General features: G+C 70.6%; 11 protein-coding genes and 1 riboswitch. Of the genes, 7 read left to right on the top strand and 4 right to left on the bottom strand.

Annotation, left to right across the window (positions count from 1 at the left end; all coding sequences use genetic code 11):
* The first annotated feature begins 362 nt into the window (after positions 1-362).
* Positions 363-1,148, top strand: coding sequence for a glucosamine-6-phosphate deaminase (nagB, locus tag OG802_RS23795; protein ID WP_329413462.1), 786 nt, complete (start codon positions 363-365; stop codon positions 1,146-1,148).
* Positions 1,149-1,221: 73 nt separating this feature from the next.
* On the opposite strand, the gene OG802_RS23790 is transcribed toward nagB, so the two are convergent.
* The 4 genes from OG802_RS23790 to OG802_RS23775 form a co-directional block, all read right to left on the bottom strand.
* The gene (locus tag OG802_RS23790) at positions 1,222-2,778 is read right to left on the bottom strand and encodes a glycoside hydrolase family 3 protein (RefSeq protein ID WP_329413460.1); all 1,557 of its coding nucleotides are present in this window, start codon (positions 2,776-2,778) and stop codon (positions 1,222-1,224) included.
* Positions 2,779-2,786: 8 nt separating this feature from the next.
* Complete coding sequence (locus OG802_RS23785; RefSeq protein ID WP_329413459.1) at positions 2,787-3,662, bottom strand: carbohydrate ABC transporter permease; 876 nt, start codon at positions 3,660-3,662, stop codon at positions 2,787-2,789.
* Positions 3,659-4,657, bottom strand: coding sequence for a carbohydrate ABC transporter permease (locus OG802_RS23780; RefSeq protein WP_329413457.1), 999 nt, complete (start codon positions 4,655-4,657; stop codon positions 3,659-3,661). The genes OG802_RS23785 and OG802_RS23780 overlap by 4 nt, the downstream gene beginning before the upstream one ends.
* A 74-nt stretch (positions 4,658-4,731) precedes the next feature.
* The gene (locus tag OG802_RS23775) at positions 4,732-6,012 is read right to left on the bottom strand and encodes an extracellular solute-binding protein (RefSeq protein ID WP_329413456.1); all 1,281 of its coding nucleotides are present in this window, start codon (positions 6,010-6,012) and stop codon (positions 4,732-4,734) included.
* Between the two features lie 373 nt (positions 6,013-6,385).
* Between OG802_RS23775 and OG802_RS23770 the strand changes: the two genes are divergently transcribed.
* The 6 genes from OG802_RS23770 (at position 6,386) to OG802_RS23745 (ending at position 13,530) form a co-directional block, all read left to right on the top strand.
* On the top strand, positions 6,386-7,150 hold the full coding sequence (locus OG802_RS23770; RefSeq protein WP_329413453.1) for a GntR family transcriptional regulator: 765 nt from the start codon (positions 6,386-6,388) through the stop codon (positions 7,148-7,150).
* A 100-nt stretch (positions 7,151-7,250) separates the two neighbouring features.
* Positions 7,251-7,565, top strand: coding sequence for a DUF3311 domain-containing protein (locus OG802_RS23765; protein ID WP_329413452.1), 315 nt, complete (start codon positions 7,251-7,253; stop codon positions 7,563-7,565).
* Positions 7,562-9,187 carry a monocarboxylate uptake permease MctP gene (gene mctP / locus OG802_RS23760; protein WP_329413451.1) on the top strand — a complete coding sequence of 542 codons (1,626 nt, stop codon included), beginning with the start codon at positions 7,562-7,564 and terminating at the stop codon, positions 9,185-9,187. The genes OG802_RS23765 and mctP overlap by 4 nt, the downstream gene beginning before the upstream one ends.
* A gap of 106 nt (positions 9,188-9,293) precedes the next feature.
* Positions 9,294-9,800 carry a GNAT family N-acetyltransferase gene (locus OG802_RS23755; RefSeq protein WP_329413449.1) on the top strand — a complete coding sequence of 169 codons (507 nt, stop codon included), beginning with the start codon at positions 9,294-9,296 and terminating at the stop codon, positions 9,798-9,800.
* A gap of 52 nt (positions 9,801-9,852) precedes the next feature.
* Positions 9,853-9,988: riboswitch (cobalamin riboswitch) on the top strand.
* 123 nt (positions 9,989-10,111) lie between these two features.
* On the top strand, positions 10,112-12,496 hold the full coding sequence (locus tag OG802_RS23750; protein WP_329413448.1) for a ribonucleoside-diphosphate reductase subunit alpha: 2,385 nt from the start codon (positions 10,112-10,114) through the stop codon (positions 12,494-12,496).
* Entirely contained in the window at positions 12,496-13,530 is a 1,035-nt protein-coding gene (locus OG802_RS23745; protein WP_329413446.1) for a ribonucleotide-diphosphate reductase subunit beta, read from the top strand. Before OG802_RS23750 ends, OG802_RS23745 begins: the two co-directional genes overlap by 1 nt.
* The last annotated feature ends 205 nt before the right edge of the window (positions 13,531-13,735 follow it).

The following is a 13,735-nucleotide window of genomic DNA, read 5'->3' as shown; positions in this document are numbered from 1 at the left end:
GGTCCGCCTTCCTGTGCGGGGAAGACGGAGGCTCAGTGTGTCGCCGGCCGCGTCGCCGGCTGTGTCGCTCGCCCCCGGCCATTGTGGACTAGACCACTGGGCGTGTCCATGCGACGGGGCTTGTTCATCGGTGTGGTATTCGGACGTCTCGTCGTCCACAACGCAGCCTAGCCTGTGCGGGTTCCCGCGCGGGGCCACATGGCGGGGGCAATTTCCGCGGAGCGGCCCGCTCAGGGGGCCCGCCGGCCGCCTGCCGTACGGATCCCGGACGCCCGTCCGCCTGGGCCGGGACCCCCGATTCTGTTAGATTGAGCTCCGAAGATTGGTCTAAACCACACACGGTATGAGAACGGCGGGCCAGCGTGGAAGTTGTCATCGTTCCGGACGCCCGGGCGGGCGGCGAACTCATCGCCGAGGCCATGGCGCAGCTCCTGCGGCGCAAGCCGGACGCCCTGCTCGGCGTGGCCACCGGCTCCACCCCGCTGCCCGTCTACCAGGCGCTGGCGGCCAAGGTGCGCGCCGGCGCCGTGGACACCGGCCGGGCCCGGATCGCCCAGCTCGACGAGTACGTGGGCCTGCCCGCCGACCACCCCGAGTCGTACCGCTCGGTGCTGCGGCGCGAGGTGCTGGAGCCGCTGGGCATCGGCATGGAGGCCTTCCTCGGTCCGGACGGCACGGCGCAGGACGTGCAGGCCGCCTGCGAGGCGTACGACCGCGCGCTCGCCGCGGCCGGCGGGGTCGACGTCCAGCTGCTCGGGATCGGCACCGACGGGCACATCGGGTTCAACGAGCCCTGCTCGTCCCTCGCCTCGCGCACCCGCATCAAGACGCTGACCGAGCAGACCCGGGTGGACAACGCGCGCTTCTTCGACGGCGACATCGAGCAGGTCCCGCACCACGTCATCACCCAGGGCATCGGGACGATCCTGGAGGCGCGGCACCTGGTGCTGCTGGCCACCGGGGAGGGCAAGGCGGACGCCGTCGCGGCCACCGTGGAGGGACCGGTCGCCGCGGTGTGCCCGGCCTCCGCGCTCCAGCTTCACCCGCACGCGACGGTCGTCGTCGACGAGGCCGCCGCGTCCGAGCTGAAGCTCGGGGACTACTTCCGGCACACGTTCGCCGCCAAGCCGCCGTGGCAGGGCATCTGAGGACGACCGCCCCGTACGGCGGCGAAGGCGCCCGGCTCCTGTCAGGAGCCGGGCGCCTTCGCCGTCGTGGCGCTCAGCCGTGCGGACCGGCCGCGATGACCTCCGCCGCCGCGCGCCCGCAGACCCGGGCCGCGCCGTGGGTGGCGATGTGCAGGGCGCCGCGGGGCGGGGCCTGGGGGACGCCCATCTCGACGACGACGGTGTCCGGGCGGGCCGCCAGCAGGACGTCGAGGGCCGCGCCCATCCAGGCGTGCCGGTGCTCGTCGCGGACCACGGCGACGATCCGCCGCTCCCCCGCGGCGGCCAGCGCCGCGGGTCCGGCGTCCTCGCCCGTGAAGCCGCCGGTGCGCGTCCCCGGCAGCAGCCGGACCAGTTCCGCGGCCACGCCCCACGGGGTCTCGTCGCCGACGGCGATGTTCGCGACCGGGGTGAGCGAGGCGACGAAGGGAGGGTCGGCGAGCGGCGTGAAGACCTCGTCGCCGGTGAGCCGCAGGGCGCGGCGGGCGGCGATCAGCCCGACGTCGGCGCGTACGCCCGTGCCGTCGGCGGAGGGCGTCCGGCCGGACCGGTCCCGCTCCGCGGGCGCGCCGGGCCGCCCGTCCCCGTTCGCCGTCCAGCGCGCCAGCGCCCGGACGCGCCGCGCCGCGTCCGCGAGACGTTCCTCGGGCAGTTCGCCCGAGCGGACGGCGCCGACCAGCGCGTCGCGCAGCCGGCACACGGTGTCGTCGTCCGCCAGGCCGCCGCCCACGCAGATGGCGTCCGCGCCGGCGGCGATCGCGAGGACGCTGCCGCGCTCGATGCCGTAGGTCGCGGCGACCGCCTGCATCTCCATGCCGTCGGTGACGATCAGGCCGTCGTAGCCCAGCTCGTCGCGCAGGAGCGCGGTGAGGATGTGCGGCGACAGGGTCGCCGGGCGGGCCGGGTCCAGGGCCGGGACCAGGATGTGGGCGCTCATCACGGCGCGGGTGCCGGCGGCGATGGCCGCGCGGAACGGGGTCAGCTCGCGCTCGGTCAGGACGGCCGGGGCGGCGTCGATGCGCGGGAGCGCGTGGTGAGAGTCGACGGCCGTGTCGCCGTGGCCGGGGAAGTGCTTGGTGCAGGCCGCCACGCCCGCCGACTGGAGGCCGGTGACGTAGGCGGCGGTGTGCCGGGCGACCAGGTCGGGGTCGGCGCCGAAGGAGCGGACGCCGATGACCGGGTTCGCGGGGTTGGAGTTGACGTCGGCGGAGGGCGCCCAGTTGAGGTTGACGCCGCATGCGGCGAGGCGGCGGCCCAGCTCGGCGGCGACCTCCAGGGTGAGCGAGACGTCGTCCACCGCGCCCAGGGCGTGGTTGCCGGGGAAGCTGGAGCCGGTGCGTACCTCCAGGCGCGTGACGTCTCCGCCCTCCTCGTCGATCGCGACGAGGACGTCGTCCCGTTCGGTGCGCAACTGGGCGGTCAGTGCGGCGAGTTGCTCGGGCGAGGCGATGTTCCTGCCGAACAGTCCCACCGAGGCGAGGCCCTCGCCGAGCCGGCGCAGCAGCCAGTCGGGGGCGGTGGTGCCGGGGAATCCGGGTTGCAGGACCGTCAGGGCGTCGCGGGTGAGCCCGTCCCGGCCGAACACAGTGGTGCCGCTGGCGATTGTCGTCATCGGGGGCGTCATCCCTTCACGGCGCCCGCGGTCAGCCCCGCGGCCATCTTGCGCTGGACGATGAGGAACAGGGCGACGATCGGGACGGCCATCATCGTGGCGCCGGCCATCATCGGGGCGTACTCGGTGCCGTGCTTGGTGGAGAAGTTGCTGAGCCAGACCGTCGCCGTCTGGTTCTTCTGGCTGAGCAGCATCAGGGCGTACAGGTACTCGTTCCAGGCCTGGATGAAGCCGTAGACCGAGGTGGCGACCATGCCGGGGGCCAGCAGCGGGAAGACGACGCGGACGAAGGCGCCGGTGCGCGAGCAGCCGTCGACCATCGCGGCCTCCTCCAGCTCCTTGGGGATGTTGACGATGAAGCCGCGCAGGGTCCACACCGTGAAGGGGAGGATGAAGGTCAGGTACGTGATGATCAGGCCGGAGAGCTTGTCGTACTGGTCCAGGTCGTTCAGGAGCAGGAAGACCGGGATGATCATGGCGACGAGCGGGATCATCTGGACGGCCAGGATGCCGACGATGACGATCTTGCGGCCGCGGAAGGCGAACCGGGAGATGGCGAGGGCGGCCAGCAGGCCGACGACGACGCCGATCGCGACGACCGCCAGGGAGACGACCAGGCTGCGGCCCACCGGTCCCCAGAAGTCGGCGATGTTCAGCGCGCGGCTGAAGTTGGACCAGGTCAGGGCCGTGGGCAGCAGGCTCGGGTCCGGGTCGATGGCGTCCTTCGCCGGTTTGAACGCCGTGTTGAGCATCCAGTAGACGGGGAAGCCGGCGACGGCGAAGACCAACAGGCCGAGCAGGTTCCAGCCGGCCTTGGACGTGCGGCGGCGGGTCCCGCGGGTGCGGCCCTTCGCCGGGCCCGTCCCGGAGGCGATGGCGCTCATTCGACCTCTCCGATCTTCAGCATCTGGCGCATGTAGACGGCGACCACCCCGAGCAGCAGCAGCACCGTGATCAGCGCGATGGCCGAGCCCTGGCCGTAGTCGTTGACGACGAAGGCGCGGTCGTAGGAGTACGTCGTCAGCAGCTGGAACTCGGCCTCGGGGTGGCCGTTGCGCATGACGAAGACCTGGGGGAAGACGCCCATGTCCCAGATGACCGACAGGGTCGTGAGCATCACGACGACCGGCTTGAGGATGGGCAGGGTGACGAAGCGGAAGACGCCCCAGGCGCCCGCGCCGTCGAGGCGTGCCGCCTCCTCCAGCTCGGCCGGGACCTGGGTGAGGCCGGCGCTGAGGGTGATCACCACGAAGGGCACCGCGCCCCAGATCACCAGCAGCATGATCACCGCGAGGCCCTGCGGGCCGCTGGCGAACCAGTTGTGGCCGATCAGGTCGACGCCGGGCAGCCGGCTCAGGACCGCGTTGAGGATGCCGTAGTCGGAGTCGAACAGCCACTTGAAGACGGTGGTCGCGACGATGACCGGCATGCCCCAGCTCGCCACGAGCGCGATGTTGACGAGGGTCTTCACCCAGCCGGAGACGCGCTGGAGGAGCAGCGCGATCAGCATGCCGAGGACCATGGTGACGATCACGCAGCCGGCCGCGAAGACGATCGTGCGCAGGACGACCTGCCAGAACTCGCCGTCGCCCAGGACGCCCGCGAAGTTGTCGAACCCGACGGACTCGGCCGGCTGGAAGCCCCACAGCTGGGACTGGCCGAACTTCTGGAAGGACAGGGTGACCAGCCGGACCAGCGGATAGCCCATCACGAGGGCGAGGACCAGCAGGCAGGGGGCCAGGAGCAGCCAGGGGGTGCCGGTCCCGCCGGGCCCGCGGCCGGCGCGCGGTCTCCTGGCGTCCGGCTCGCCGGCCGGCGGCGGCGGTGGTGACTGCCGCGTCGGCGGCACTTCGGCAGTGGTCGTGTCTGCGGCACTCATCCGCGCGCTCCTCAGCGGTCCCTCGGGTCGTACGGGGAGCAGGGCCCTGCTCGTGGCAGGGCCCTGCCCTCAGGTCACTTGTTGTTGATGACCTTGTCGATCGCGGCGTCGGCGTCCTTGGCGGCGGCCTCGACCGACTTCTTGCCGGTGCCGATGCTCTGCAGCATGGTCTGCAGGACCTGGGCCTTCTCGACCTGGCCCCAGCCGGGGGCCATGGGGACGAACCAGTTGGACTCGGCCGCGGTGGCGGGCACGACCGTCGCGGGGTCGTTCTTGAGGGTCGCGAGGTCGGTCTTGTTGTTGGGCAGGTTGCCCTTGCCCATCAGGCCCTTCTGGCCGGCGGGGCCGGTGAAGGCGTTGATCCACTCGGCGGCGAGGGCCTGCGCGTGGGACTTGACCGGGACGGCGAGGTCGGAACCGCCCAGGAAGACGGGGAGGTTCTTGCCGGACGGGCCGGGCATCACGAAGTTCTCGAGGTTGTCCTTGAGCTTGCCCGTCTTGTCGTTCTTCGGGTCGGCGGAGGTCGCGCCCTCCCAGGCCGCGCCGAAGATCATGCCGGACTTGCCCTGGCCGTAGACGATGTAGCGGTCGGACTCGTCTTTGGTCTTGTCGCCGTGCATGTACCTGTCGACGACCGTCTTGAACTCGCCCAGGCCCTTGAGCGACTCGGGCGAGGAGAGGTTGGCCTTCCACTGGCCGCCCTCCTCCTTGGCGATGGAGCCGCCGGCGTCGTAGACGAAGGACATGGCCGCGTACCAGTCGCGGGTGGGCTGGTACCAGGCGGAGAACTTGCCGCCCTCCTTCCGCTGGACCTTGTCCAGGGCGGCGGTCAGCTCCGCGTACGTCTTGGGCGCGGACTTCACGCCGGCCGCGGCGAAGACGTCCTTGCGCCAGTTGCCCACGCGGCCGCCGGCGTAGTACGGCACGCCGTAGGTCTTGCCGTCGTAGGTGACCGAGGCCTTGAGGCCGTCGAGCCAGGCGGCGGAGTTGTCGAACTTGGCGGTGTCCAGGGGGGCGAACGCGCCCTTGACCATGTAACCGAGCATCTCGGTGTTGCCCATCTCGACGACGTCGGGGGCCTTGTCGGTGGCGAGGACCGCGTCGAGCTTGGCGTTCTTGTCCGGCCAGCCGTAGTACTCGTGGTTGATCTTGACGCCGGGGTGCTTCTTCTGCACGGCGGCGTCGGCGGCCTTGACCAGCTCGGGCCAGTTGTTCTGCGCGTCGACGGTGAGCCAGACGGTCAGCTCCTTGGCGTCCGTGCCCTTCGAGTCCCCGCTGCCACTGTCGTCCCCGCACGCCGCGATGGAGACCATCATGCCCGCGATACCGATCGCGGCTATCAGCTTGCGCTTCACGCCATCCTCCTCAGGGATGCCACACCCCCCGCCCACGGGCCGGGACCTCGATCTGGACCAATGGTGTAGACCAGTGCGCAGAGCTTGGCTCAGGCCCATAAGCCTGTCAAGGGTGGCCGAACCGCCTCCGACCAGCCGTTATGGGACCTACATATGCAGGAACCTTTAAGTAAGAAGCCCTCGAAAACCTGGACTGCGGAGGGGGTCCGTCCGGTAGACCATTTGCCCTGGTGGACTAGACCAGCAAAGATTGCGACGGTATACAGAGGGATCACGGAACGATGGCGCGCGCGCCGCCGCGTCCGTGCCACGATGTGAGCCGCGGCCGACGGTGTGTCGGCCGTTTCCGCACCCGCAGCCGGGAAGGCAGGCCATGAGCACCGACGTCAGCAGTGCGGAGAACGAGGGTGGGGCGACCGTCCGTACCGCGCGTGTGCCCAAGTACTACCGTCTCAAGAAGCATCTGCTCGACATGACCGAGACACAGTCGCCCGGCACGCCCGTCCCGCCGGAGCGCACCCTGGCCGCCGAGTTCGACACCTCGCGCACCACCGTCCGCCAGGCCCTCCAGGAACTCGTCGTCGAGGGGCGGCTGGAGCGCATCCAGGGCAAGGGCACCTTCGTCGCCAAGCCGAAGGTCTCTCAGGCGCTGCAACTCACCTCGTACACCGAGGACATGCGCGCCCAGGGCCTCGAACCGACCTCGCAGCTGCTGGACGTCGGCTACATCACCGCCGACGACCGTCTCGCCGCGCTGCTCGACATCACGGCCGGCGGCCGGGTGCTGCGCATCGAGCGGCTGCGCATGGCCAACGGCGAGCCCATGGCGATCGAGACGACCCATCTGTCGGCGAAGCGCTTCCCGGCCCTGCGCCGGTCGCTGGCCAAGTACACCTCGCTCTACACCGCCCTGGCCGAGGTCTACGACATCCGTCTCGCCGAGGCCGAGGAGACCATCGAGACCTCGCTGGCCACGCCCCGTGAGGCCGGTCTGCTCGGCACCGACGTGGGCCTGCCCATGCTGATGCTGTCCCGGCATTCACTGGACCGCAAGGGCCTGCCGGTGGAGTGGGTGCGGTCGGTGTACCGGGGCGACCGGTACAAGTTCGTGGCCCGGCTGAAAAGACCCGCCGAGTAGAGGGTCTGTGGAGGGCCTTCCGCTGGGCTTATCCGTCACTTACATTGCCTGCGCATTACACCTGTGATCAAGGCGATCGGATGAGGGGACGGAGCCGCCGATGTCAGAGACCCCGGAAGTGACCAGGGGGCCGGTGGTGACGCCTGTGCGCGTCGTCATCGCCCTCTGTCTGCTCGCGCCCTTCGCGGCGATGCTGTGGGTGGGTTCGTACGCAAAGGTGGACCCGGCGTTCATCGGGATCCCGTTCTTCTACTGGTACCAGATGCTGTGGGTGCCCCTGTCCGCCGCGCTGACCGTGACGGCGTACAAGCTGTGGCAGCGTGACCAGCGGGGCCGCGCGGCCGCCGCCCCGGCCTCCGCCGGCGCCTCCGGGCAGGCCGGCTCCTCCTCTCCGAAGGGCGGTGCGTCGGAGTGAAGGACGGCGTGAACGGCGTCGCGCTCGCCGTCTTCATCTTCTTCTTCCTGGCCGTCACGGTCATGGGCTTCCTGGCCGCCCGCTGGCGCAAGGCCGAAAGCGACAGCCTCGACGAATGGGGCCTGGGCGGACGGTCGTTCGGCACCTGGGTGACCTGGTTCCTGCTCGGCGGGGACCTCTACACGGCGTACACCTTCGTCGCGGTGCCCGCGGCGATCTACGCGGCGGGCGCGGCGGGCTTCTTCGCGGTGCCCTACACGATCCTCGTCTACCCGCTGATCTTCACGTTCCTGCCCCGCCTGTGGTCGGTGTCCCACAAGCACGGCTATGTGACGACCTCGGACTTCGTGCGCGGCCGCTTCGGCTCGAAGGGCCTGTCGCTGGCGGTCGCCGTCACCGGCATCCTGGCGACGATGCCGTACATCGCGCTCCAGCTCGTCGGCATCCAGGCCGTGCTCGACGTGATGGGCGTCGGCGGCGGCGAGAACACCAACTGGTTCGTGAAGGACCTGCCGCTGCTCATCGCCTTCGGCGTGCTGGCGGCCTACACGTACTCCTCGGGTCTGCGGGCCCCCGCGCTGATCGCGTTCGTGAAGGACACCCTGATCTACATCGTCATCGCGGTGGCGATCATCTACATCCCGGTCAAGCTCGGCGGGTTCGACGACATCTTCGCCAAGGCCGGCGAGGCGTTCAGCCAGACCAACCCGGCGACGGGCAAGCCGCGCGGCGCGCTCGCCCCGGCGGACCCGGGCCAGTGGACCTACGCGACGCTCGCGCTGGGCTCGGCCCTGGCGCTGTTCATGTACCCGCACTCCATCACCGCGACGCTGTCCTCGCGCAGCCGTGAGGTGATCCGCCGCAACACCACGATCCTGCCGCTGTACTCGCTGATGCTGGGCCTGCTCGCCCTGCTGGGCTTCATGGCGATCGCGGCCGGCGTCAAGGTCACCAACGGGCAGCTGGCGATCCCGCAGCTGTTCGAGGACATGTTCCCGTCCTGGTTCGCCGGTGTGGCGTTCGCGGCCATCGGCATCGGCGCGCTGGTGCCGGCCGCCATCATGTCGATCGCGGCCGCGAACCTCTTCACCCGCAACATCTACAAGGACTTCATCAGGCCGGACGCGACGCCGGCCCAGGAGACCAAGGTCTCCAAGCTGGTCTCGCTGCTGGTGAAGGTGGGCGCGCTGGTCTTCGTCCTCACCATGGACAAGACGGTCGCCATCAACTTCCAGCTGCTGGGCGGGATCTGGATCCTGCAGACCTTCCCGGCCCTGGTCGGCGGCCTGTTCACCCGCTGGTTCCACCGCTGGGCGCTGCTCGCCGGCTGGGCCGTCGGCATGGTCTACGGCACCTTCGCCGCGTACGGGGTCGCCTCCCCCACGCAGAAGCACTTCGGCGGCTCCTCCAAGGAGATCCCGGGCATCGGGGAGATCGGCTACATCGGCCTGACGGCGTTCGTCCTCAACGTCGTCGTCGCGGTCGTCCTGACGTTCGTCCTGAAGGCGGCCAAGGCCCCCGACGGGATCGACGAGACGAAGCCGGAGGACTACGCGGCGGACGCGGGCGACCCGGGCGTGCAGGTCGAACTGCCGCCGGCCACCGCGGGCGCCTCGCACTAGCCACGCCGAGGGCCCTCACGGGCCGCGTGGCCGCGTGTTCGGCACGGGCGGGCCGCCGGAGAAATCCGGCGGCCCGCCCGCGTGCGTCTGCGGCACACTGCGCCGCATGGACATACGGATCAGGAAGGCGCTGCCCGCCGAGTACGCCCCCCTCGGCGACATCACCGCTCAGGCCTACCTCCGGGACGCTCTCCTCGACTACGGCGAGGAGGACCCGTACCTGCCCGTGCTGAAGGACGTCGCCGCGCGGGCGGCCGCCGCCGAGGTCCTGGTGGCCGTGGACGGCGACCGGCTCCTCGGGGGCGTCACCTTCGTGGCCGGTCCCGGTCCGGTCGCCGACATCGCGCGGCCCGGCGAGGCCGAGATCCGGGCGCTCGCGGTCGCGCACGCGGCGCGCGGCCGGGGAGCCGGGGAGGCGCTCGTGCGGGCCTGTCTCGACCGGGCGCGGGCCACGCCGGGCTGCACGGCCGTCGTCCTGTCGAGTCAGCGCGCCATGCGCACCGCGCACCGGATCTACGAACGTCTCGGCTTCGTCCGCACACCCGAGCGGGACTGGAATCCCGTGCCGGACCTGGACGACCTCACTCTGCTCACCTATCAGTTGACGCTCTGAAACCACCTCGACACAACATCTGGGGGTGGCGTGACGGACGAGCACAAGATGTATGCTCATGCTCGCTGTCGCCGCAGGGGAATCCGGTGCGAATCCGGAACTGTCCCGCAACGGTGTACTCGCGTGCATCCATACCCGTATGCGCACGCCTGTTCAGTCCGAGATCCTGCCGACAGCGTGCCCGGCCGTCCGGTCCGGGCCCCTGACGTCCGGGTCTCGCGGAGTGGACCGGTGGACGCGACGCCCCCGCGCGCTCGTGTGCTGCCCCCTGCCCTGCGCAAGGCCCCCTGCCGAGCGAGGGAGAGCCCCACGTGACCATCGCGCCCGCCGAACCGGCCTCAGTCACCGAGCTGAAGACCGACGGTCCCGGGACCGCGTTGCTGCGCACCCTGACCGAGCTGACCGCCGATCTGCCCGACGCCGACCCCGGCCGGGTCGCCGCCGCGGCCCTGCGCGGCCGGTCCGCCCGGGGCGCCGCCGAGATCACCGCGGAGCTGCGCGAGCTGGCCACGGAGGCGGCCGCCGGCCTGATCTCCGAGGACCCCGCGTACTCGAAGCTGGCCGCCCGGCTGCTGACGATCGGCATCGCCGCGGAGGCCGCCTCCCAGGGCGTCACGTCGTTCACCGAGTCGGTCGCCGTCGGCCACCGCGAGGGCCTGATCGCCGACCGCACCGCCGCGTTCGTGCGCGTCCACGCGGCCCGCCTCGACGCGCTGATCGACACCGCGGCCGACGACCGCTTCGGTTACTTCGGACTGCGCACCCTGCACAGCCGCTACCTGCTGCGGCACCCCCTCACCCGCAAGGTCGTCGAGACGCCCCAGCACTTCCTGCTGCGCGTCGCCGCCGGTCTGGCCGAGGACGACAGCGCCCGCGCCCTGGACGAAGTCGCCGCGCTCTACCGGCTGATGAGCCGGCTGGACTACCTGCCGTCCTCCCCCACGCTCTTCAACTCCGGCACCCGCCACCCCCAGATGTCGTCCTGCTACCTCCTCGACTCCCCGCTGGACGAGCTGGACTCCATCTACGACCGCTACCACCAGGTGGCCCGGCTGTCGAAGCACGCCGGGGGCATCGGGCTGTCGTACTCCCGCATCCGCAGCCGCGGTTCGCTGATCCGGGGCACCAACGGGCACTCCAACGGCATCGTGCCGTTCCTGAAGACGCTGGACGCCTCCGTCGCCGCGGTGAACCAGGGCGGCCGGCGCAAGGGCGCGGCCGCCGTCTACCTGGAGACCTGGCACTCCGACATCGAGGAGTTCCTGGAGCTGCGGGACAACACGGGTGAGGACGCCCGCCGCACGCACAACCTGAACCTCGCGCACTGGATCCCGGACGAGTTCATGCGCCGGGTCAACGCCGACCAGCCGTGGTCGCTGTTCTCCCCGGCCGACGTGCCCGAGCTGGTCGACCTGTGGGGCGAGGAGTTCGACGCGGCCTACCGCAAGGCCGAGGCGGACGGCCTGGCGAAGAAGACCATCCCGGCCCGTGACCTGTACGGCCGGATGATGCGCACCCTGGCGCAGACCGGCAACGGCTGGATGACCTTCAAGGACGCGGCCAACCGCACCGCCAACCAGACGGCCGAGCCGGGCCACGTCGTGCACTCCTCCAACCTCTGCACGGAGATCCTGGAGGTCACCGACGACGGCGAGACGGCCGTGTGCAACCTGGGCTCGGTGAACCTCGGCGCGTTCGTCGACACGGCGGCCGGCGACATCGACTGGGAGCGGCTGGACGAGACCGTCCGCACCGCCGTCACCTTCCTCGACCGCGTCGTCGACATCAACTTCTACCCGACCGAGCAGGCGGGCCGCTCCAACGCGCGCTGGCGGCCGGTCGGCCTGGGCGCGATGGGCCTCCAGGACGTCTTCTTCAAGCTGCGGCTGCCCTTCGACTCGCCCGAGGCCAGGGCCCTGTCCACCCGTATCGCCGAGCGCGTGATGCTCGCCGCCTACGAGGCCTCCGCCGAACTGGCCGAGCGCAACGGCCCCCTTCCCGCCTGGGAGAAGACCCGGACCGCCAGGGGCGTGCTGCACCCCGACCACTATGGCGTCGACTTCGCCTGGCCCGAGCGCTGGGCGGCGCTGCGCGAGCGGATCGCCGCCACCGGCATGCGCAACTCGCTGCTGCTCGCCATCGCGCCCACCGCCACCATCGCCTCCATCGCGGGCGTCTACGAGTGCATCGAGCCGCAGGTGTCCAACCTGTTCAAGCGCGAGACGCTGTCCGGCGAGTTCCTCCAGGTCAACTCGTACCTGGTGCGGGAGCTCAAGGAGCTGGGCGTGTGGGACGCGCGCACCCGGGAGGCGCTGCGCGAGGCGAACGGCTCGGTGCAGGGCTTCGCGTGGATCCCGGCCGAGGTGCGCGACCTGTACCGCACGGCGTGGGAGATCCCGCAGCGCGGCCTGATCGACATGGCCGCCGCCCGCACCCCGTTCCTGGACCAGGCCCAGTCCCTGAACCTGTTCCTGGAGACGCCGACCATCGGCAAGCTGTCCTCGATGTACGCGTACGCCTGGAAGTCGGGCCTGAAGACGACGTACTACCTGCGCTCGCGCCCGGCGACCCGCATCGCGCGCGCGGCCCGGGCCCAGGCGCAGCCGGAGGCGGCCGTCCCCGTGCAGCAGGCGGCCGACCCCGACGCCGTCGCCTGCTCCCTTGAGAACCCCGAGTCCTGCGAGGCCTGCCAGTGATGTCCACCGCACCCGAGACGACCGCGAAGACCGAGAAGAACCTGCTCGACCCGGGCTTCGAGCTGACGCTGCGCCCGATGCGCTACCCCGACTTCTACGAGCGCTACCGGGACGCCATCAAGAACACCTGGACCGTCGAGGAGGTCGACCTCCACTCGGACGTCGCGGACCTCGCGAAGCTGTCCGAGGGCGAGCAGCACATGATCGGCCGGCTGGTCGCGTTCTTCGCGACGGGCGACTCGATCGTGGCGAACAACCTCGTGCTGACGCTGTACAAGCACATCAACTCCCCCGAGGCGCGCCTGTACCTGTCCAGGCAGCTGTTCGAGGAGGCCGTGCACGTCCAGTTCTATCTGACGCTGCTGGACACCTACCTGCCCGATCCGCAGGACCGGGCGGCCGCCTTCGACGCGGTGGAGAACATCCCGTCCATCCGCGAGAAGGCCGGGTTCTGCTTCAAGTGGATCAACGAGGTCGAGAAGCTGGAGCGGCTGGAGTCCCAGGCCGACCGCCGCCGCTTCCTGCTCAACCTGATCTGCTTCGCCGCGTGCATCGAGGGCCTGTTCTTCTACGGGGCCTTCGCGTACGTCTACTGGTTCCGCAGCCGCGGTCTGCTGCACGGCCTGGCGACCGGCACCAACTGGGTCTTCCGCGACGAGACGATGCACATGAGCTTCGCCTTCGAGGTGGTCGACACCGTGCGCAAGGAGGAGCCGGAGCTGTTCGACGACCGGCTCCAGGAGCAGGTCGTCGACATGCTCCGGGAGGCCGTCGAGGCCGAGCTGCAGTTCGCGCGCGATCTGTGCGGCGAGGGCCTGCCCGGCATGAACACCGACTCCATGCGGCAGTACCTGGAGTGCGTCGCCGACCAGCGTCTGACCCGGCTCGGCTTCGCCCCGGTGTACGGCTCGGAGAACCCGTTCTCCTTCATGGAGTTGCAGGGCGTTCAGGAGCTGACCAACTTCTTCGAGCGCCGTCCGTCGGCGTACCAGGTCGCGGTCGAGGGCACCGTCGACCTGGACGAGGACTTCTGAGACCGGACCGCGGGAGGAGCGGCCCCCTCGGAGCCGGACCCCTCGGTCCGCGCGGTCCGCGCGGTCCGCGCCGCCTCGATCTGACGGTCGATCCGGCGCTCGTGGCGAAGTCCCACGAGCGCCGGACCCGCGAGGAGGAGGGCGACGGCCAGGACGGTGAGGTACTCACTGAGTGCGTTCATGAGGTAAGCGTCGTACGCGCCGG

This window comes from Streptomyces sp. NBC_00704 (genome assembly GCF_036226605.1).
Lineage (GTDB): Bacteria > Actinomycetota > Actinomycetes > Streptomycetales > Streptomycetaceae > Streptomyces.
This window is presented reverse-complemented; position numbering and strand designations above follow the sequence as displayed.